18 protein-coding genes are annotated in these 22,540 nt (G+C 34.6%); 3 read left to right on the forward strand and 15 right to left on the reverse strand.

Features of this window, described 5'->3' with window-relative positions; translation table 11 throughout:
- Positions 1-599 precede the first annotated feature (599 nt).
- The 7 genes from MLD65_RS15675 to galU form a co-directional block, all read right to left on the reverse strand.
- The gene (locus MLD65_RS15675) at positions 600-3,758 is read right to left on the reverse strand and encodes a glucosaminidase domain-containing protein (protein ID WP_243292796.1); all 3,159 of its coding nucleotides are present in this window, start codon (positions 3,756-3,758) and stop codon (positions 600-602) included.
- Positions 3,759-4,279: 521 nt separating this feature from the next.
- On the reverse strand, positions 4,280-5,683 hold the full coding sequence (locus MLD65_RS15680) for an O-antigen ligase family protein (RefSeq protein WP_243292797.1): 1,404 nt from the start codon (positions 5,681-5,683) through the stop codon (positions 4,280-4,282).
- 122 nt (positions 5,684-5,805) lie between these two features.
- Positions 5,806-6,513, reverse strand: coding sequence for a WecB/TagA/CpsF family glycosyltransferase (locus tag MLD65_RS15685; protein ID WP_243292798.1), 708 nt, complete (start codon positions 6,511-6,513; stop codon positions 5,806-5,808).
- Positions 6,514-6,531: 18 nt separating this feature from the next.
- Positions 6,532-7,806, reverse strand: coding sequence for a nucleotide sugar dehydrogenase (locus MLD65_RS15690; protein WP_243292799.1), 1,275 nt, complete (start codon positions 7,804-7,806; stop codon positions 6,532-6,534).
- 252 nt (positions 7,807-8,058) lie between these two features.
- Positions 8,059-9,201 (reverse strand): non-hydrolyzing UDP-N-acetylglucosamine 2-epimerase, encoded by a 1,143-nt coding sequence (wecB, locus tag MLD65_RS15695; protein ID WP_243292800.1) that lies wholly within the window; start codon positions 9,199-9,201, stop codon positions 8,059-8,061.
- 87 nt (positions 9,202-9,288) lie between these two features.
- A complete protein-coding gene (locus tag MLD65_RS15700) occupies positions 9,289-10,584 on the reverse strand; it encodes a UDP-glucose dehydrogenase family protein (RefSeq protein ID WP_243292801.1) in 1,296 nt (431 codons plus the stop codon).
- A gap of 18 nt (positions 10,585-10,602) precedes the next feature.
- A complete protein-coding gene (galU, locus tag MLD65_RS15705; protein ID WP_243292802.1) occupies positions 10,603-11,484 on the reverse strand; it encodes a UTP--glucose-1-phosphate uridylyltransferase GalU in 882 nt (293 codons plus the stop codon).
- Between the two features lie 224 nt (positions 11,485-11,708).
- On the opposite strand from galU, the gene tagU reads away from it, so the two are divergent.
- A complete protein-coding gene (gene tagU, locus MLD65_RS15710; protein ID WP_243292803.1) occupies positions 11,709-12,659 on the forward strand; it encodes a polyisoprenyl-teichoic acid--peptidoglycan teichoic acid transferase TagU in 951 nt (316 codons plus the stop codon).
- Between the two features lie 153 nt (positions 12,660-12,812).
- On the opposite strand, the gene MLD65_RS15715 is transcribed toward tagU, so the two are convergent.
- The 7 genes from MLD65_RS15715 to MLD65_RS15745 all read right to left on the reverse strand — a co-directional run bounded on the left by MLD65_RS15715 (position 12,813) and on the right by MLD65_RS15745 (position 20,126).
- Positions 12,813-14,156 (reverse strand): trypsin-like peptidase domain-containing protein, encoded by a 1,344-nt coding sequence (locus MLD65_RS15715; RefSeq protein WP_243292804.1) that lies wholly within the window; start codon positions 14,154-14,156, stop codon positions 12,813-12,815.
- Positions 14,157-14,421: 265 nt separating this feature from the next.
- The gene (locus MLD65_RS15720) at positions 14,422-15,651 is read right to left on the reverse strand and encodes an efflux RND transporter periplasmic adaptor subunit (protein ID WP_243292805.1); all 1,230 of its coding nucleotides are present in this window, start codon (positions 15,649-15,651) and stop codon (positions 14,422-14,424) included.
- A gap of 12 nt (positions 15,652-15,663) precedes the next feature.
- Complete coding sequence (locus tag MLD65_RS15725) at positions 15,664-16,335, reverse strand: hypothetical protein (protein ID WP_243292806.1); 672 nt, start codon at positions 16,333-16,335, stop codon at positions 15,664-15,666.
- 512 nt (positions 16,336-16,847) lie between these two features.
- Positions 16,848-17,609: an SGNH/GDSL hydrolase family protein gene (locus MLD65_RS15730; protein WP_243292807.1), complete on the reverse strand. Its 762-nt coding sequence runs from the start codon at positions 17,607-17,609 to the stop codon at positions 16,848-16,850.
- A gap of 419 nt (positions 17,610-18,028) precedes the next feature.
- On the reverse strand, positions 18,029-18,661 hold the full coding sequence (locus MLD65_RS15735; RefSeq protein WP_243292808.1) for a hypothetical protein: 633 nt from the start codon (positions 18,659-18,661) through the stop codon (positions 18,029-18,031).
- Positions 18,662-18,882: 221 nt separating this feature from the next.
- Positions 18,883-19,419, reverse strand: a complete 537-nt coding sequence (locus tag MLD65_RS15740; RefSeq protein ID WP_243292809.1) for a competence protein ComK — start codon at positions 19,417-19,419, stop codon at positions 18,883-18,885.
- 248 nt (positions 19,420-19,667) lie between these two features.
- Positions 19,668-20,126, reverse strand: coding sequence for a hypothetical protein (locus tag MLD65_RS15745; protein ID WP_243292810.1), 459 nt, complete (start codon positions 20,124-20,126; stop codon positions 19,668-19,670).
- 136 nt (positions 20,127-20,262) lie between these two features.
- Between MLD65_RS15745 and MLD65_RS15750 the strand changes: the two genes are divergently transcribed.
- Entirely contained in the window at positions 20,263-20,514 is a 252-nt protein-coding gene (locus tag MLD65_RS15750; RefSeq protein ID WP_243292811.1) for a hypothetical protein, read from the forward strand.
- Positions 20,515-20,561: 47 nt separating this feature from the next.
- On the opposite strand, the gene MLD65_RS15755 is transcribed toward MLD65_RS15750, so the two are convergent.
- Complete coding sequence (locus tag MLD65_RS15755; protein ID WP_243292812.1) at positions 20,562-21,638, reverse strand: SEC-C metal-binding domain-containing protein; 1,077 nt, start codon at positions 21,636-21,638, stop codon at positions 20,562-20,564.
- Positions 21,639-22,057: 419 nt separating this feature from the next.
- Between MLD65_RS15755 and MLD65_RS15760 the strand changes: the two genes are divergently transcribed.
- The gene (locus tag MLD65_RS15760) at positions 22,058-22,522 is read left to right on the forward strand and encodes a hypothetical protein (RefSeq protein ID WP_243292813.1); all 465 of its coding nucleotides are present in this window, start codon (positions 22,058-22,060) and stop codon (positions 22,520-22,522) included.
- Positions 22,523-22,540 lie beyond the last annotated feature (18 nt).

The following is a 22,540-nucleotide window of genomic DNA, read 5'->3' on the forward strand; positions in this document are numbered from 1 at the left end:
GTTCCCATTCCTTTCGTAATTCTGAATTAGGACTCTTTGCCATAAAAAAACCTCCTCAAATTTTCGTTTGAAGAGATTATCCCACGTTTGTTAGTTTGTTCATAGGTGGTTTCTATTTGACGATTACGTTGAGTCTTATTTGTGAAAATCTGTTTACTCTTATTTGTTGAAAACTGTTGATTCTATTTTATCGTTTACAGCAGGTCATGCGTTATATACCAGACAACGTTGGAGAACAAAGCAAGCGAATTCTAGAGCTGGCCGGCTATGATCTCTCCTTTTATGTGTCGAAGAAAGCAGAAAATCAACCAAAGTAAGCTAAAATTGGGGTGAACTCGATTATGATTGTCGAACAAGAAAGGAAAATCTAGAAAAACGGCGAGAGAGATGTGAATAGATGGATTTTAAAAACGGCACCTTAGAAAATTGGACATCCATAATTCTTAGGTGCCGAATGTGGGTAGAAAAAACGCACCCTTTTGATTTCTAGGTGCGGAATGGGGGCTTTAAAAAATTCAATTTTTCTTTTTCTCCCAAAAAAGAGCCTAGGAGTCTATTAAACAGAAACTCTAGGCTTTTAAATACAGTTAAATGCATCGTTATTTCAATTTGACAATATCAAATTCTAAAATTGGATTTTCTATCATTTCATATAATTGTTTTATTCTCGGAATTTGTTTCAAAGCCCATCCCATGTCAGTGGCATATTGAGGATAAGAACCGTAGCTATTAGGATATGCATAGTTCCAGCGCATTTTGTACAACGTGTTTTGCCCGCGTTCAAAATATCCCCTTGATATAAATGCCGCTCCACCGATGATTGCTTTTTCTGGATTATCCCATCCTTCTTTGTAAGCTCGAATCGCACCTAATTTTAACGGATCAGTATCATATGCTCCAATACCATACATATTATAAACTTTTTTAATTTCTGTTAATTGTGATTGATTTTCTGTTGTCACAAGAACTGGATTACCGTTTTTATCTTTACCTACTTTAACTCCAGCAGCTAAGGGTGATGTTCCTTGTCCTGTTTCTAGTAGAGCATGAGCTATTAAATAAATTTCATTAACCGAATGAATTTCTCCAGCCTCAATAAAGGCATGTCCTTTTTCATGTAATATACCTTTTCCACTTAAAATAGTATTTGCTTGTTCTACTGATATACCTGTGCTTTTGTTTAACACTAAATGTTGAAAAACATCGTTTTTAGAAGGATCTAAATATGGAACAAAGTCTTCTTGTTTGGCATTTCTCCAAGTAACATATCCTATTTCGTACCATTTACTACTTCCATTGACTGTGGTTCCAGTAACTTCACTTTTTACGTTGTACCCAACATTTCCACTTGAAAAAGAACCATATACATGACTGCTTAAACTAGGTTCTTCATAGACCTTAACTGAGCTTTTCGCTACGGCTACTTTTGTAACACTAGCAATCGAACTGTGAATATATAATATTTCACCTTCATATTCTATTTCATACCATGTATCATTTCCACTGACACTATCACCTTTGACAATATTCTTTATTATAAATGTAGTTCCGTTTGGATATGTTCCATAAATATAGTCATCCTGTAAGTAAGGCTTAGTTCTAAACCTTACGCCACTAGTGGTAGTTACACCACGATCAACAATGTCTACAAAACTACTATGAACAAATGCTTTTTCATTTCTATATAAATCTGTTTGTGGAGGTGGATTTAACTTTTTTTGAACTTCCACAAAATCTTGAAGTGTAATATTATAATACGAATATCTATAAATTGGTCCTATTTGAACTGCAGGTTTATAAACATATCCTATCCTTCCGCTAAAATCAACTTGAAGCCAATTACCATAGTCAGCGATAATTGGATATTTTTTATTTTCCTTAATGATTCCAAATGATATTAGCTTTCCTGTTGAATTATCATATACTTCTACATCTTTTTTCGTTATAAATGTTTTATTAGAATCTGGAATTTTATTTATGTTTTCATTATTTATTTTAGGGTTTTGTAAAACTACTTGAGTTGCACCCTTCCAAACATACGCTACACTATTTCCATACTTAATTTGATGCCAATTGCCATAGTCTTTTAAACGAGGGTAGAATTGTTTATTAATTAAGCTTCCTACTGGTTTTAAAGTACCACCACTATTATCATAAACTGTAACATTTTCCTCTTTAACCTGAAAATATTTATCACTTGAAGTAAAATTTAATTGAACAGCAGGTTCATAAACATAACCTATTCGACCTGCATAATCAATTTTCACCCAATTTCCATGTATAGAAATAAGTGGATAGGTTAAACCTTTATTCATTTTACCAAATGAAACTAATGAACCCGATGAGTTATCATATATTGATAATTCTTGTTTAGTAGTGAATGTTCGAGTTGAATTTTTTAAGCCATTATTTAGATTTTTTATTTCTCCTGCTATTGATGGAATAGTAGCTTCTTTCCAAACATAACCATATCCATTCCCAAACTTAATTCGATGCCAATTTCCCATAAAGGCATCTATAAGATAAGTTTGTCCTTTCAATAGCTCTCCAACTTTAACTAAGCTTCCTGTACTGTTGTCATACACAGATACATCGTTTTCTACTACTTTGAAATATTTATCACTAGTAGAAAAATTCAACTTTGTTGCTGGTGCATAAATATAACCTATTCGACCAGCAAAGTCTATTTTATACCAGCTTCCTATTTCATCGATTATAGGATATTCCACTCCTACATCAATGAAGCCAATAGGAACTAGTTTACCCGAGCTGTTATCATAAACTGAGAGTGTATTGAGGGCTTTTACAATTTTACCATTATTCCCCTCACCCTGATTTAAGTTTTTTAAATTACTTGAATCGGCTGGTTGTGTTGCATCTTTCCAGACATAACCATAACCACTACCAAACTTTATCCTATGCCAATTTCCTAATTTCGCATCAATTGGATAAACTTGTCCATTTACTAATTTTCCAACTTTAACCAATCCCCCTGTGCTGTTATCATATACACTTAAGTTGTCAGTTGTTACTTTAAAATATTTATCAAATTGGACAGTAGTAGTCTGTACAGTTTGATTTGTTGATTCAACTTCAACACCTTTTTCATTTCGAGGAGAAAGATGTGTTGTTTCTGTTTCTATTTGATTAGTATCTTCAGCAGTTTTACTACCCGGTTGATCAACCTCTTCAATAATCTCGCTATCCGGTTGATTAAGCTCTTCAGTAATCTCGCTATCCGGTTGATTAAGCTCTTCATTTTTTACATAATTCACGTTATTTTTTGGTATGTAAAAAAAAGAATAACCTATTTTTACTTTTAGATAATTATCACCTTCAGCAAAAACAGGTAACTCTTTCAAGGTCCATAATGTACCTTTTTGTTCATTTAACTTTTGATCAGCATATAATGCTGATTCATTTTTTAGAGTTAAAGTCCCTATATTATTATCAATGGTTAAAGCAGAGATTTCTACTGTTTCTAAAATATCAAGATTTGAGGGGTCTTCTATATTAACTTCATCGTTTCCTATATTAATAGTTGTATTATTATCAATTCTTTTGACATAAAAATATGTATCTTTTTTAATCATTAAATCAAATTCTTCATTTTGTAGGTGAAAATCAGTAATTGAAGAGACTTTTTCAATAGTCCCGCTTATTTCTCCTGTATTAGCATAAAAAGGTTGGGGTATTACCAATAAATACAAAAATGAAAAAGCAATTACACAAAAAATAGTTTTTATTTTTTGACCCATATCCTATTTCGTCCTCCTAGATAAACCCTTTGCCATTATTTTTTAAAGACACTTTTAACAAGCTCGTATACAATTACATAATATTTTTCTAAGTTCGTCGAACAGTATTATTTTTTATTTGTACACCTCTTTCCCTATTTATATTTGATAATTCAAAAATCACACCTTTATTATAAAACAGTTTGTTTTCTTTTTTATAATTCTTCAATAGATTTTATAGAATTGTTTTCTACTACTATACAACCAACAATATTTTCTTTACTAAACATGGCTCATCACCAAAAATCAGGGTTGATAATTTCTATAAAGTATGTGCTGATCTCGAATTGTCCATTTTTTCACAATTACGAATATGAAATAGATGTTTTCAATGGACAATAAGTTATGGATTATATGTCACCCCCAAGTTACAATGATGAACCATATTTATGCTAACCTTTGCTTAAAGGTATATTTACAATATCTACAAAAAGAACCTACCCAAAAATCTGGATAGGCAAAATGTTGTTTAAGTAATATTGCTATTGTTCAAAAGCACTACTGTTTATATTCACAACAGAGACATAAACATAAGCAATCGAAACAACCAAGTAAATACTTACTGCGGGTGCTGTTAGCACATGTCCAGCTGTATATGCTATTCCTAACCCCAGCATTATTGCAGAACCAAACAAAACGAATTCACTATTTAATTTTTTCTTATAACCCCTGATAATTGATAATATAACTTTTAACGCAAAATATACAAACGGGGTTAGATATAAGACAAATCCTAAAATACCTAGAGAAAAAAATATATCATAAAAATCCATTTCAACTGTTTTTCCTTCGTCTTTATAATTACCTTCGTACCCCATACCAAAAAGTTTTTGAGACAAAGGAGCTTCCGCATAAAACTCTTTGTGTTGAGCTAGAAAGTGTTCTCTTCCACTTAATAAAATATTCTGAACAGCTTGATCTTTTTCACTTTCCCTTTGTTCTGTTGTATTAGATTCACCTGTGGAAGTATCATTACTCTCATGATTAATATCCTCCTGATCCAAACCTACCCACGACAAATGAATGTTAATATTATGTGCTACTGGAGTAAATGGGGTCAACAGTAAAAAAACAGCTAATATACCGGAGTTTATAATTAAATTTACATTATATTTTTTGGTAATCCTAGCGTTATCTCTATATCTAAATTTCTCTAAAAGAAAAGTAATTAATGAAATAACTAATACTATTAAGGCTGACGCATACCCTACTTTAGTACCAACTACTAATTGAGAAAAAATTAACAAACAAACAGGTACCCAGTAATAAGTCTTTTTCCAAGAATCTGTATTCTGCACAGCGTAATATAATACTACAGCAAACGAGATTGCCATAATTGCACCAATTTCGTTTCCAGCAAAGAACCAGCCTTGATGTCCTAACTTGATGCTATCATAACTTTTAATTCCTGTGTTAGTAATTGATGCTAAAATCATGACTAGTGAAACAATTATCATAGAAACATAGATATTTTTTTGAATTTTATTTTTTATATCAATTCTCTCTTTCAATCTACTGATAGCTAGTAAATACCCAAACAACACAATAGGTACATATGATATTTTGGCTAGATTTCTTAGTTCAGAGAATAATGAAATAGGATCTTTTATTATCAAATTGTTTATTAATCCTATAATTAATACAACACCAAAAAGGATTAAATATGTTAATATCTTTATTTTATCTTTGCAATTTGGAACCAAAAGAATATACATGAGAATAATCATCATTACAGCAAATCGTGTGATTATACCAAGCGTTAAATTAATATCCAACACAAGTATTGAAAAAGATGTGATTAAATCAATCACTGGTTGCAATATAATAAAAAAGATAAGAAACACTTCAAACTTTGACAATATCGCGTTTAAACTCTTATTCACCATTCAACCTCCTGCAACAATAATAAGGGCAATCGTTGGCACTTTCCACAAGAAAAGCCCACTCCCAACAAATGTTGGGATAAGGCATATTTATGAAGTTTTTCAACTATTAATATTTCATCAAATTATCTCTTTAAGGAGCGAATCAAAAATTTAGGCAGCAACAACTGCCTTTTCCATCTCCATGGCTCTTTCATTAATCGATATAACCATTCCAATCCAAAACGTTGGAAAGATTGTGGAGCTCGATTAATATTACCTGAAATAACATCATATGAACCTCCAACGCCTTGGAAAACAGTTGGATGGAGGAGATCCATGTTATCAACAATCCAATACTCTTGCCTTGGACTTCCAAGCGCCACAAATAAAATATCTGGCTTTGCGTCATTAATTGTTTTACGAATCAAGTTTATATCTTTTTCATATCCATTTAGTACACCTGAAATGTTTAATCTAGGGAATTGGTCTAAAAGCTTCTCTTTCGCTGCTTCCGCTACACCAGGCTTCCCACCGTATAAAAAGATTTTTTTATTGTGTTTCGCAGCCAGTTCACAAAGGTTCAACATCATGTCTATACCTGTCACTCTTGACCTTATTTTTCCACCCTTTAGCTTTGATGCTAATATAACACCTATGCCATCTGGTATTTGGTAGGTAGCTTTATTTAAAAGCTCTTGAAGTTCTTTATCTTCTTGAGCTTTCATTATTTTTTCTGGATTTATAGCAACGATAAAAGCTTTTCTTTTTGCTTCAATGTCCTGAAGAATTAATTCACATAATTCTTCATAATTAAATGGTGACACGCTTACTCCTAAAATTTTTTCCTTCATCTGCATCACCTAAAATAATTAAAAGTTTTTAGAATCGCCAAGAGTTAAAAACTTAAAACCAGCCTTTTCCCATTTTGAGCGATCTAAGCAGTTCTTAGTATCCAAAACAAATTTAGAACGAATTCCATCTATTTCTTCAGGTACTAGCTCTTTAAAATAATTGTGATCTGTTAACACTAAAAGTAAGTCAGCATTATTAACCGCCTCAGATAAGTCTTGAGTTTGGCGCTCTAATTGATTTTCTTTAATATGTGGATCAAAAGCCGTGTAATCGATTCCCAATTCTTCTAAACGGTGAATAACATCAATAGACGGACTTTCTCTCATATCATCAATATTTCCTTTAAAAGCAAGACCTAATACTGCTACGCGCCCGTTATTAATACCATTTTTCTTAAAGATTCCTTGAACTTTATTAACTGTGTAAGAAGGCATTCCATCGTTAATCGTTCTTGCTAAATGGATCATTTTCGCAAGATCAGGCTGTAATTCAACAAGGAACCAAGGATCTACAGCTATGCAATGTCCTCCTACTCCAGGTCCAGGTAAATGAATGTTTACACGCGGATGATAGTTAGCTAACTTAATGGCTTCCCATACGTTCACACCGATATTCTCGCTAATTTTTGCTAACTCGTTTGCAAACGCAATATTCACATCACGATACGTATTTTCTATAACCTTAACCATTTCAGCAGTTGTTGCATCAGTAAGGTGAATAGTTCCTTTAACAAAAACCTCATAAAGTTCTTTCGTCAAATGGCTTGACTTATCATTTATACCACCGACAATACGATCATTGTTAACCAACTCTTCAAATACTCTTCCCGGAATCACACGTTCTGGAGAATGAGAAACAAATAGCTCTTTACCAATTTCTAATCCTGTCTCTTTTAATATTGGCAACATGACATCTTCAACTGTTCTCGGAGGTACAGTTGATTCTAAAATCACTAGATTTCCTTCTTGTAAAAAAGGTACGATAGCTTTTGTAGCAGAACGGACATAGTCGATATTTATTGTCTTATCTTCCTTAATTGGAGATGGTACAGCAATAATATAGACATCAGCCACCTCTGGTTTTGTAGATACCGTAAAATTACCATCATCAATTGCTTTAGTGAGGCGCTCAAGCAAACCGTTTTCTTCTATATGAAGATGTTTGTTACGAATTAGATTTACAGCTTTCTCATTAATATCTACACCATGAACTTTCAATCCATGATTTGCAAACATTACAGCAGTAGGTAAACCAATATAGCCTAACCCCATAATACAAATCTTTTTATCCATATTGATAAAATCTCCTTTATGTCTATCTAAGAATTCTACACTTAACTGCTATTATATCGAAAAATTAAATTCGACAGTAGTCTTTCAGAATTATTGTAAAAAATTTTAAAACTACCCAATCATTTATATGATAAATTTACCTTTAAGTCAATATTAACAATAAAAAGTTATTTAAGGCTTTATTCAATCGAATAATCTATTTAATGAAAAGCTAAAAATCCGATGAAAAAACTCACCGGACTTGAAGAGTTATTAAATATTAAATTCCTTAGGTTTTTCACTTTCTAATCCAAATTTATGAAGTATCGCTTTCACTATTCTCATTGAGGCATTACCGTCACCATACGGATTCGATGCTTGTGCCATATTGGTATACGTGTTTTCATCATCAATCAATTCTTTTGCCATACTATAAATGGTTTCTTCATTTGTACCAGCAAGCTTTAAAGTCCCAGCTTCAATTCCCTCTGGACGCTCAGTTGTATCCCTTAATACAAGTACAGGTACTCCAAGAGATGGTGCTTCTTCCTGAACACCACCTGAATCAGTTAAAATAATGTGTGCTCTTGAAGCGAAATTATGGAAATCAAGAACACCTAAAGGCTCAATTAAATGAATTCTTTCGTCATTACCCAAAATTTCGTCTGCTACTTCACGTACAGCTGGGTTTAAATGGACTGGGTAAACAACTTGAACATCTCGATATTCCTCTACTAAACGCTTAATTGCACGGAACATATTGCGCATTGGTTCACCCAGGTTCTCACGACGATGGGCAGTTAAAAGAATCATACGATCTTTTCTAATTTTTTCTAATACTTCATGATTATAATCGTCTTTTACAGTAGTTTGTAAAGCATCAATTGCTGTGTTTCCTGTTATATAAATTGACTCTTTGCTTTTATTTTCACTCAATAAATTATTTAAAGCTTTTTTTGTTGGTGCAAAATGCATATCTGCTAGAACACCTGTAAATTGCCGGTTCATTTCTTCCGGGTATGGTGAATATTTATTCCACGTACGCAAACCAGCTTCAACATGTCCAATTGCAATATGATTATAATAAGCTGCAAGACTTGCTGCAAAGGTAGTTGTCGTATCTCCATGTACAAGTACAATATCCGGCTTTACCTTTTTCATTACATCGTCTAAGCCTTGAAGTGCTCTAGTTGTAATATCAACTAATGTTTGACGATCTTTCATAATATTTAAATCATAATCAGGTTTAACCTCGAAAACTTCTAATACTTGATCAAGCATTTGTCTGTGTTGTGCAGTTACTGTAACAATCGATTCAATTTTTTCTGGATATTTTTCTAACTCTTTTACAAGAGGAGCCATCTTAATTGCCTCTGGTCTTGTCCCGAAAATTGTCATAACTTTAATCTTTGCCATTTATAACCACCCTAGCATATTTATTAGACACTATTTTAAATTTTACAATATGTAGTTTTAAATAACCATAGTAAATAACTCTTACAATTATTTCCTACCAACAGAATAGTAATTTAATCTAAACTTCTTTACTGTGTCAAAGGAGTAACAATTACGCCCATCTAGTACATTTGGTGTACTCATTAATTCTGTAAATTTATTAACCGGAAACTTCTTTACTTCATCCCATTCAGTCGCAATAAACGCAAGATCCGCACCTTTTATTGCTTCTTCAATCGAGTTCGTATAAGATATTAAATCACCTAGTATATCTTTTGCGTTATCGATGGCTATTGGGTCATACGCAATAACCGTTGCACCTTCGTCTAGTAATTGTTTTGCCATAACTAAAGAGGCTGCTTCACGAACATCATCGGTATTCGGTTTAAACGCTAAACCTAAAATTGCACATCGTTTTCCTTGTAGGGAGCCAATCACTTCTTTCGCTTTTTTTACTAATTTCATTTGCTGGCGATGATTGACTCGAATAACAGCTTCTAATAATTCAAATTTATGCTGCACGTTACCTGCAATTTGCACAAGCGCTTTCGTATCTTTAGGAAAGCACGAACCACCGTAGCCAATTCCCGCTTTTAAGAATTGAGGGCCAATTCGTTTATCTGTTCCAATTCCATTAGCAACATCTTCAATATTTGCTCCGACCTTTTCGCAAATGTTGGCAATTTCATTAATAAAGCTAATTTTTGTTGCTAAAAAAGCATTTGCCGCATACTTGATCATTTCTGCACTTCTAATGCCTGTCTTAATAATCGGAATGTTAAAGGGTTCATATAGTTTTGCGACTTTATGAGCTATTTCTGGGCTGTCAGCACCAATAACAATCCGATCTCCATAAAACGTATCGTCGATAGCCGACCCCTCTCGAAGAAACTCAGGATTCGAGGCAATATCGATTCGATATTGGTGAATATTCCAGTCATTTACCCATTGTTTAATAGTATCATTCGTTCCAACTGGGACCGTACTTTTTGTAACGAGTGTAACGGGACCATTAATATGGGAAAGAATATCTTTTACTACTTGTTTTATGTATGTTAAATTAGCCGATCCGTCTTCGTTTTCTGGAGTCCCAACAGCGATAATAATGATTTCCTTATCATTATAGGCGACTTTTGATTCAGTTGTAAAAGTGAGTCTCTTCTCTTTCATATTTTTCTGAATAAGTTCGTCTAACCCCGGTTCATAAATAGGGGATTTTCCTTTTACTAACATATCAATTTTTTGCTTATCGATATCAATACAAGTCACTTCATGTCCTACTTCAGAGAGGCACACACCTGTTACTAACCCTACATAGCCTGTACCTGCAACAGCAACTCTCAACACCAGCACCTCAATTCATCAGTTTTTTACTTTTTCCATGAGTTCTTGTAAATACTGATAAAGATCATCCTTTAATTCTTCACGCTGCAACCCAAAATCAATCGTCGCTTTAATAAAGCCTAATTTATCACCAACATCGTACCGTTCACCTTCAAAATGGTAGGCAAGAACTTGTTGAGTTTTTAATAACACATTTATCGCATCGGTCAATTGAATTTCTCCACCAGTACCGGGCTTTAATTGTGTAAGAATACGAAAAATTTCTGGAGTTAAAATATATCGTCCCATTATTGCACTTGTTGAAGGTGCCTTTTCAATTGATGGTTTTTCTATTAAATCATGGATTGAAAACACTTTTTCCTCTATTGCTGGGGAAAAGTAATTGACAATCCCATACTTTGACACATCCTCTTTTTTAACTTTTTGCACACCAACTACTGGCGATTTATATTTTTCATAAACGTTAATTAATTGTTTTAATGAAGGGATATCTGCTTGTACGATATCATCTCCAAGCATCACGGCAAACGGTTCATCCCCAACAAACGTACGAGCACAACTAATTGCGTGACCAAGTCCTTTCGGTTCTTTCTGACGAATGTAATGAATATTAGCTAAGTCAGCTATACGTTGTACTTTCTCTAACATTTTCCATTTCTCTTTTTTTGCTAACGTTTCTTCAAGCTCGTACGATTTATCAAAATGGTCTTCAATCGCCCGTTTTCCTCTTCCTGTCACAATAATAATATCTTCAATTCCTGATTCTACAGCTTCTTCTATAATATATTGAATCGTTGGTTTATCGACGATAGGTAACATTTCTTTCGGCTGTGCTTTCGTTGCTGGTAAAAACCGTGTTCCTAATCCAGCGGCTGGAATGATCGCTTTTTTAATTTGCATAAAAATCCCCCAAACTTCAGTTGGTTTCTTATAAATAAATTTTACCGTATATATTCACGTTGTTAATAAAGAATATGTTAAGTGTTTCTTAAGAATGATTTACGATTGTATTCCATAACCTAAATAACAACTACAATATTTTACAAATTTCTTATTGCTGAAAATGACATCCAAAAATATAATAGAATTTAGGACAATAATCACATATTAAGGATGGAAAAACAATGAGAACAAATAAACAAAAGAAAAAACGCAAAAAGTTTTTGATGATCGTTCTTGCCATTTTTGCAATATTTATTATCGGAACAGGAAGCTACGCCTATTATATATGGCATAAAGCATCGTCAACTGTCGCTAACATCCAAGAAGATATCGGAAGAGATAAATCGGATAAACGGGAGAATGAAGTTCAATTTCATAAAAAAGACCCGATTTCGATTTTATTAATGGGTGTAGATGAAAGAAAAGGTGATCGTGGTCGCTCTGACTCCCTTATTTTGTTGACGGTGAACCCGAATAAAAAATCGATGGAAATGGTTAGCATTCCTCGTGACACTCGTACAGAAATTGTCGGAAAAGGCATTCAAGATAAAATAAATCACGCTTATGCTTTTGGTGGCACGGAAATGGCCATTAACACGGTTGAACATTTCCTAGATGTACCCGTTGATTACTTTGTTAAAGTAAACATGGAGAGCTTTAAAGATATTGTCGATGCTGTTGGGGGAGTGACTGTTCAAAATAGCTTTACGTTCACTTACGATGGATACACGTTTAAAGAAGGAGAAATCCATCTAGACGGTAAGAAAGCTCTTGCCTACTCTCGGATGAGATATGAAGATCCGCGCGGTGATTTTGGTCGTCAAGAGCGACAGCGCCAAATTATTGAGGCAGTTATTGAAAAAGGTGCAAGTATTTCATCGATTACGAAGTTTGGAGATATGTTTAAAGTTGTTGAGGATAATGTGAAAACAAATTTAACATTCGATGAGATGTGGAAAATTCAAGAAAATTACAAAGATGCACGTCATAGCTTAACTCAACATCAAATTAAAGGCTCAGGATCTAAAATTAATGGTATCTATTACTATATTGTCTCTGATGAAGACCGTTTAAATCTTTCAAATGAACTAAAAGATCATTTGGAACTCTCTTCAACGACTGCCAGCAACTAAATATTTTTTAAAAAGGAGCAGTCCGAAAAGTAGTTTTTACGCCCAAAATATAAAAAGATAGGCCCAAAGAATGTTGATTTTGCAGCATTCTTTGGGCCTTAATTTTGGAGTATTTTACCCTAAAACAGACTTTTTAGACAGTCCCTTTTAGTATTAATGAGCAGACTCAACCTCTATTGTATCGTCTACTGATGGATTGCCCTCTTGATGATCATCTTGGTCAACACTTTGACCCTCATCTTCTACTGGATCATTGGCTTCTTCATGCTCATTGATTGACTCATTGCTTTCATTCTCTTCATCACTATTTTGTACCGATTCATTGTCTTCAATTAAAGATTCATTATCTTCATACCCTTCATTTTCATAAGGATCTTCAAGCTCTTCATAATAACCTTCTTCTTCGTCATACCATTCTTCATCGAAGTTCCAATCAGGCTCACTTTCATACTCTTCAAAATATTCTTCAGAACTGTATTCACTATAAGAATCGTCATATGGGAAATCATAGTATTCGATATATTGATCGGAATAATCGCCACCGCTAAAATACCCATCTTCATTCCAATCATCCCCATAATAGAGATAACCATTTGCATCGTAAAATAGGGACAAAATCGCATCTTGCGTCATTGGTTGGTGAACCCAATTTTCAATCATACTGTGTACAGAATAAAGCGGGATGCTAAAACCAAGCTGTGCTTCATCCCCTGCTCTTGCTGAATTAATGGCTACAACATGACCAGACTTTTTCTCAAGAAGCGGGCCGCCACTAGACCCTGGGGCAATCGGCGCTGAAATTTGATAAACTCCTTCATACGTTCTTGTATCGATCGTAAAACTACGGTTTACACCACTTATATAACCAAAGGTAGCAGTATTCTCAAAACCTAATGGACTTCCTAACGCGATTACTTCCGCGCCAATTTTTAATTCCCTTTCAGTATTTAACGTTAATGGTGGTTTACCTTTTAACTCTTTTACTCGAATAAGGGCAACGTCAACATCATTACTATAACCAATAACTTGACCTATAAATTCATTTCCGTTGTTATCCTTCACCTTTGCTTGTGTTTCACCCTCAATGACATGGGCATTTGTTAAAATATCTCCATTTGAATTGATCAGAAAGCCCGAACCTTGACCATAGTTTGTAATAACCGTAAATACCTTTTCTTGAGCACTCGCAATAATATCAGACACTTCTTTGATTTTCTCTTTTTCTTCCTTTGTTTTAACCTCAGTAACTGGTTTGACAACAGGTTTTGGTAAAGGTGTAGTTTCCTTTCCCTTTATATCTTCGGTCACCGGTTCTTCCTTACTCAACTGTCCGATTTTACTAGCTAAAACAGTAAAAATGCCTCCACCAACAATCAATAAACATACAAAAAGAGCAACGAGCCATTTCGGGGCTTTTTTTACCTCTATCGTCTTTCCACAACTGGAACAATATTTCCCCCGTTTTTGAACTTCACTCCCACAATGAGGACAATACAAGTAGATCTCCTCCTCCAACGGACTATTAGTCTACTTAAATAATACTTTGTACCCAAAAGTGAATCAATTGCTTTTTTTGAAATTTTGGTATAAAAACCAATTTAATGGATCATCACCAAAAGTCGGGATTGATAATTTCTATAAAATATGTACCCGTCTCAATTTTCCCGTTTTTTTACAATTACGAATGTAAAATAGATGTTTGGAATGGATAATAAGTTATGATTTTATGTAACCCCCAAGTTACGGTGATGAACCAATTTAATTATCCGAAAATGGCCTTCACCAAAATCCGATACACTTCCTCCTTCTTAAACTCGTTAAACATTTCTTTATGAATCTGTTTCACATCAATCGGCATAAAAAGCGTCTGTCCATCTTTCATCTTGTTTGTAGGGCTTGATACAATTTTTTCATTTGTGTGTAACCCATTTACTACTTCAATTGCTCGATTTTCTTGTAAACCCGTTTTAATTAAACGTTTGTTTAAAACTCCATTCTCAACTACGAAAACATATTTTCCTTTATCCGTTTTCATAATAGTATGAGTCGGAACGGTTAGGACTCCATTTTTCTCTTCTAAATAGATTTCCACACTTGTATGAAAGCCTTCTAGCACCTTTTCGTTTTCCTCGAGTAATTGGATATAAATCGGATAATTACTTTGTTTTGCATCAATCGTTGGCTCTTGAAAAGGGGTTTTCTCTATTTCTGTGACAATCCCTTCTAGCTTTTCATTCTTTAAGGCAAAGGGTGATACGATCGCTTTTAAATCAGGTGAAACTTTTTTTATATCGTATTCAGAAATGGTGCCTTTTACGAAAAGTGGGCCGTCTGATTTAATCGTGACAACACGCTCTCCATCTTTTTCGGCATAGTGATTTACTTTTGTGACAACACCGCCCATTTTACTCGTAACCGTTAATTCTTCTTCTAATAAACGTAGCTTTTCGAATTGATGATCTAATTCCTCTACTTGAAGGGATATACGCTTGTGCTCTGTTTTTTTCTGATTGATGTTCGACTGATTTTCGAATTGATGAAGGATGGATGACACATCGGTTTCTTCTGTCTCTGTATAGGTACTTACTGGGACACTTTCTGTTTCTAGTGCAGCTATCTCGCTTTCTAGTTCGTCAAGCGCTGCTTCTAACGTTTCTTTCTTTTTGGCGATCGTGGACATCTCTGCACGTAATTGTGGATCGTCGTATTGAAGAATCTCGTCCCCCTCTTGAATGACATTTCCTTCTTGTACTTTTAATGTATATTCACTGCCTTTTCCTTTTTCGAAAAACACCTCATATGTATTGACTGGGATGACAACACCTTCTGTCGTAAACGTTTTTTTCAAATCTTTCGTTAAAGGGTGAACATACTCTTTTACAGGGACCGATAGGGAAACCTCTTCCTTCTTTTTAACTAAAATCCACCCATTTGTAACAAGCAGACCTAGAATGAATACAATACAACTTATCTTGATGATTTTCTTTTTCAAAAAAGGTCCCTCCTACAACACAATGTCCAAATCTTGAAGTAATGCTGTCGATATCGCATCAATGGAAATAAATAAAAAGTGTAGCAATAAAAGACACGGAATAAGCTTTACATAAGATTGTTTTGAACTTATTTTGATGGAAACAAGCTGAATGAACGCCGCCCATAAGTGAAATACAGTTGTTTTACTAGCTAATATGATCAGTAGCGGATAATCTGTCACAAGGTGAACAATTGGACCTAGACTAAATACATTCCATTCAGGAAATATCCCAAAATAGTAATAAATCGCGGTCGATAATGTTTTTTCAATGAAAAGAATCATGACAGCATACAGCTGTATGACCCACAATTTTTTAAAAGGTAATTCATCTACATATAAGGTTAATGTGGTAGAAAATAGTAGCATAAAAGCAAGGGGATAGAGAATCGATTGAATGATTTCCCCAAGACCATATACTATTTTTGCTACTTCGATTTTGTCTGTTGAAACAGCATCCCACTCCCTCATGAACTCCTCTGTGCCCATTCCGAAATATGCGCGAATACAACCTAGCAATAAAAATAAAAACATTATGAAAAAAAAGCGACGACGAAATCCATGAATCGTTGAAGCTCTTGAAAAATAGATAAAATGCTGAAATGGATGGAATATTCCTTGTAACAAGCGAACTGTAAAGATCATCGTTGTGCCTCCTGCAAAATCCAAAATCAATCATTTCCCGGAAAATTTCTACATATTGGTACCTATTATACATAATTTCAACAAATAAAGGTGTCGAAATCACTCGTTTTTCAGATAGTTTGCAAGATTCATTTTTTGTTTAGTTACATTTGTACTATTTTATATTTCACAGAAATAGCGCTAGAGCTTCCTAAAGCGGCGTACAAACTGTACCATTTCAGTAGGAGATAAAGGAAACTCGGGCGACGTTTTATTCGATGTTGACTTATCTACGGATGAAATGGGAAATTTACTAACCTCTAACGCCTGGAGCTAGACGAAAAGTACTATGATCAAAGTTGTGAACAGAATGGGAGCTGTCCTAAAAGTAAAGGTAGACCCTAAGAATGTTGATTTTACAGCATTCTTTAGATTTTAATTTTGAAATGCTTTATCCTAATATAGACTTTTTAGACAGCCCCATGGTTAACAACAAAAAACATCACCATTTAACCGGTAATGTTTTTCCGCTATTATTCATTGTTCACAAAATAGTTCACTAAATAACTAGCCCACACTTCGTTTCCTTTTTCATTCGGTTTATCTTTATTTTCTACTAAATATATGGAGTCGTCTTGTTCTGTCCAGGCAGCCCAGTGGTCTAGAAAATGATAGTTGTTTTCCTTAGAATATTTTTCTAAATCCTTTACTTGCGCTGGATAATGCTTAGATGAAAAGATAGGATGGGCCGCTTGTAAATAAATGGTTGCATCTTCGTTTTCACTTTCAATATCTGCTAAAATCGTTGAAATGTTTTCGAGTGTATGATTGATACCAATAAGTCCACCATTGTCCTTTAAAATAAACGGTTCAAATAATAAAATATCAGGATTGCTGTCCATAACTTTTTGATGGAGGTTTTCTGTTACGACATCTAAAGTTGTTTTTGATTCATCGGAAAAAATAGTGAACGTAAATAGATCACCGTAAATGGACTGAAGCTCTCTCTTTAATTGAGATGGCCAAGCGTTTTCATCCGTTGAAGTTGATTCGGACCCATATATAACAAAATGGAGAGGTTCCTCATTTTCGATTGCTTTTTCAGCCTTTTCGACTAATTCGTGCGGAAGGTGATTGACGCTCGTTAAATCGATAGCTGAAGCTTGTTCCTCCTCATGTAGACTAGTGTTTGTCGCTTCCGCCGGATGGCTCATTTTTTCACTCCAATACCATTCACCTAATATAACGACACATATTACGGCAATACAGCTTATAATCGCAGCCACTTTTTGCATGATAATCCCCCTTTACACAATTCATCAAAATTATATCGGAATATAGCAAAAAATGTCCATTGACAAAAGAGATTTTTCGTACAAAACAAGAAAAGCACAGGGCGCCTTGCTCATCCTCGGGCCAAAATGTTTTTCATCCAATAAAGGTGCTCTTTGCCTTTATTGGATGAAAGTTATTTGACCTCGAGGGGGTAGGTATCTTTCGCTGGACAAAGCTCCATTCATTGTATTTTAACGCTTTAGCGAATTTAAACTTTCTTTGCTAGCCGCTAACGCCCGGAGCTAGACGCAAACCGACTATGTACAAAGTTGTCCGCAAGTGGAGCATTTTACAGTTTTCTATACGATAAAAAAGAAGCCGAACAAAAGAGTCACTAAACCCTTCGTTCGGCTTCTGTTATTAATCTCTTACATTTTTTCTATTCATCCATTATTTTCATTTCTTTCACACTATCACCATCTTTAACATAAACATTTGCTAGGTGGACAACTTCTTGACCATTTTCTTTTTTATCAAAAAATACGGTGACAATGAGCTTCACTTTGCCATTTATTAGACCTTCTATATCTAACTCATCGTCATACTGTCCTTTAAATTCGTAGCCAGGTTCGGTACCTATTTCGTAAAGCCAATAGTTTGGAACGAGGCTATGGCCTGTTTCATCCTGTTTTACTTTATAATCAGAGCCTAAAATGTTGATTACTTCTTCTTTTGTTTGGTTCGCCTTTAAATGATTTAAAATATAGGACAGTTCTTGAGAAGACGAAACGGAGGTGTTTTCCTCTTTATGTACATCTTCTATTTGTTCTGCTTTTTGTTCTTTCGTTTGATTATTCACTTCACTAGGCGCTTTTATTTCTGTTACTTTATCTTGTTGCAGAGGAGCTTCAGCAATTTGGTCCCCTATTTCATTGTTTTGAATGACTTTATGTGATGATGGCAATTTATTCTGCTCACCGTTTAACGTAGAACCTTCATTATTGTAGTATCCGAAAGCAACAGTGACACTTGACAATAATAAAATGGTAGATAGAATAACCATTTTCTTCATAACTGGTCACCTCTTCTTTTTAATTTCATTCATAATAATAAACGAATCGAAGAAGGAAATTGTTTCAATTTGGTAACAAAATATTTCAAGTTATTTACTAAAAAGAGGCGCTTACAATCGAAGTCTTTCGCCATTATCCATTACTTTTTCACATTTTTCCATCACTTTTGGCGTATGAAACAAAAAATAAGCTGCCGAGGTTTCTCGACAGCTCGTAAAACTTATAGTTCATCCATTTCTTCATGATCTTGATAAAAGGGAGTATCTTCGGATATTTGATTTTGTTGTTCTAAACTTTCTTGCCAAACTCCGAGTGTATACACTAGATACGTTGCATTTTTTAACTTATGTGATAAAAACCGCGACTGTTTGTTCACTAAAATTTTTTTGTCATTTAATAGTACAACGATCGATCCTCTTTTATGGGGATAAATGTGCTTAATTCCTCGATGAGAAAACCATTGGCAATCGACAACATCCATAGACTTTGAGGGGAAAAAGCATATTTTAAAATATTCTGAAACACAAACAGGTAACATACGATGACCAGGGAGGACTTTCTTTGCTGCATCAATTCTTCCTCGTAAAGTTGAACAGTGGTAATGACAATTATCAATCAAGATTTGCTTTGGTGATTTTCGAACGAGAAATTGGTGGTACTTTTCAATAACAGTCGTATAAAGTTCACCGTACTCATTAAAATAAGGTAAAAGCGCTAATGTGTCTCGTTGAAGAATATACTTATCCATGAATTTCATCGAATAATCCTCCTCATAAGAATGTTTAGCAATACGATTAAAACGATCATAGAAAGAATGAAAAAAAATCGTTATGCGTACCACCTCCATTTCGGAAAATGAACTTAACATTCTGGAATTCTCGGAAGTTGTCGATTCAGGAGAAGTTCTTGGTGAAAATCGATAAAGAGGAAGAATCTTTGTCGAATCCATTATAACGAATTTTTTTAAAAGAACATGTTAAAATTTTGTAAATTTTTAGTCCTTTTTTACTCTTTGAATTCCCACAACACTTTCCATTCCCTATCCTCTTTTACTACATAAACGTCTTGGATAATGGTAAACACTCCAAATTTACTAGGGAACAGAAGTTTAACGGTCACTTGTTTTACGTTCGTAAACTCTTGCCCGCTTTTTGTCATCTTCCATTTTTTCAACTTTTCCGTTTGGATAATCTCGTAAGAAAAAGTCGTGACACCGAAGTGACTCATATAAATATGTGACCGTTCTGTCACATAGGCATTCTTTGAAAACCGCTCCTTCATTTCGGAATGGAATAAGTCCCAAGAGCTGCCGAAGTCTCCCTTTTGCTCATAATCATAAAAAGAGTCAACCACCTCTACCGGTGTACGTGAGTGAAATGATGAAAAGCCGAAAAAAAGGAGCAATAAAAGAATGATAGCGCTACCCCCAATGAAGATAACGGATGGCGTTTTCCGCTTTTTCACTATGAACTCACCCTTTGATTATAGATAGTTCATTGTATGGTGGAAAAAGGACAAATATTATCGTTACAATTTTGTTTTGAAGAAGACGAACGATTCATATACATAGGAAGACATGATGAAAGGAGGAGGATTTTTTGTGGAATTTCTCGGTTTACTCCTATCGATTGCGATTTGTATTTATTTAGTTTTAGATGCTCCTAAATACGGAAAGAACCGTTGGCTTTGGGGGATTCTCGGCTTTATTTTTGGTCTCATTACATTAGGTATTTATTTGATTCAAACCGATCGAAAAACATGGGGCTGGATTTTACTCGCCCTAGCTATCCTTTATTGGGTTTTTATGTTTTTTGTTGTTTTAAGCTTTGTCGCTCTATATTCGTTTTATTAGCAGGAAGGGGCTTACTCTAACCGCATAGAGTAAGCCCCATTTTTTTATTACTTAACAACAACCTCTTTTTCATTTGTAACATCTTGGAGTTTTTCGCTCCACTCTTTTAGATGCTCTCGTAACACTTCTTCCATTTGCTTCATTCTTGAAGAAATGCTGCTTGCACTCGCCTCGTACGCTTCCCCGATTTCTTTAAATGTTCTCGTTTCGTTCGGAGAGAGTAGCCTTTCGACAAGAAGATGAAGCGCCCCCGCATATATCCCTTTATTACGAACACGAGGGTTCTCTTTTTTACAATAGTCATACCAAAGCGACATTCCTACAGGAACAGCAATCTTTGGATTCATGGATGAATCAACCTTACGTTGGAAAAGTTCGGCCACATCTTTATGGGAAGGCGTCACCCATTCAATCTCATCGATATGCAATGGACCTTCTTCACCGAGAAGGGCTAACTTCACAATTTCAGGATAGTTTTCTTTTAAAAATGCTACGGCACTTTCCTTTCCACTTTCTTCAAACCACTTTTGAATCGTTTGCTCAAATTTCGATACAAAATTCGGCGGAATGTCGATATACAAGGTGTAAAACGTTTGATGCTCTTCAAACGGAATCGTAATCCCAATGACATCACTTCCTACTGGTACGTGACGCGCTTCGTTAAATGTTAACACGGTTACTTCTTCTTTAGAAAACATATCTTCTGTTACAAGCTGATTTTTTTCGCTTTTTAACACCTTTAAAATGGAAGGCTTCGCTTCTTTCCATGTTTTTAAAATATTTTGTACACGAGGTCTTTGGATCGTTTGAAGTCGATCGTCAATAAACCGTTCCATAATGGACTTGCCTTCATCTTTGTTTGTCGATATATACCAATTGACCATTAAAAAGCTAAAAGCTTCCATAAACTCCTCTGGAATATGGAAATTTTTCAAACGTGTATCTAAAAAGCTTTCAATAGGCTCTTTATAATTCGATATGGCATAATTGGTTACTTGCTTTTGAAGCTCTACTGCTTCTGCTACTGCGATATCATTTAAAGAAACGACGGAATAATGACCGCAACACTTTTTATATTTTTTTCCACTGCCACAAGGACAAGCATCATTTCTGCCAATACTCATGATTTCTCAACCTTTCTCCTTTATTCATTAAGCGATTGTTCGTATGACGCTAAAGCTGCCCCTTTTAAACTCATTACCTATTTGACCTAAAAAAAAGCACGCTATTATAATCTACCATTTCTATCGGGAAATTTTAATACACTTGCTACTTTTTTTAATAATTTCCATGTAACAAACAAGCACCTGATCAGCCTTAGACGACGAAATGACGTCACGTTTTTAGCTCGATGGGCTAGGTGGCTTTCGCTGAACACCTCTGATCCTACGAAAAAGGGGAGCACCTTCATTAAACGTTTGTTTAAACACTTTTTCCTGCAATATTCTTAAAAATTTTTTACGTATTCAAAGAAAAATATATTTGTGAAATTTATACATTAAATGTAGAATATACATGGTAATGATAAAGGAGGTGACATGTTATGTATGAAACAACTTCAACAGGTGATGCAGAATTATTAGCCTTTTTCTTATCTTTTTTCCTTTTCTTTGCGGTCATCGGTATTATTTGTTATGTTCTTTTTGCCATTGGTTTAATGAACATTGCAAAACGTGAGAATATTGAAAATCCTTGGCTCGCGTGGGTGCCTGTTGCGCAAGCATATACAGTTGGGAAAATCGTTTCCCACAAATTAGGGGAAAACAGCGGTTGGATTGTGTTAGGGTTAAACGTATTAAGTATTTTAGCTTCTAGCATTCCGATTCTTGGCGCCCTAGTGAGTATTGCAGTCGCAATCTTTATGTTTGTTGTTTTGTATTGGGTCTTTGAAAAATACTCAAATAAAGCGGTGATTATGATCGTATTTACCGTGTTAACAGTTGGAGTTTTAGGACCTATTTTTATGTTTGCGATTCGTAATAATCAATCAAAAGAAGCGATTGTGTAAAGTGTAAAAGGCTGACTT

Origin of the sequence: Bacillus sp. FJAT-47783 (genome assembly GCF_022808615.1) — a bacterium.
Classification (GTDB): domain Bacteria; phylum Bacillota; class Bacilli; order Bacillales; family Aeribacillaceae; genus Bacillus_BZ.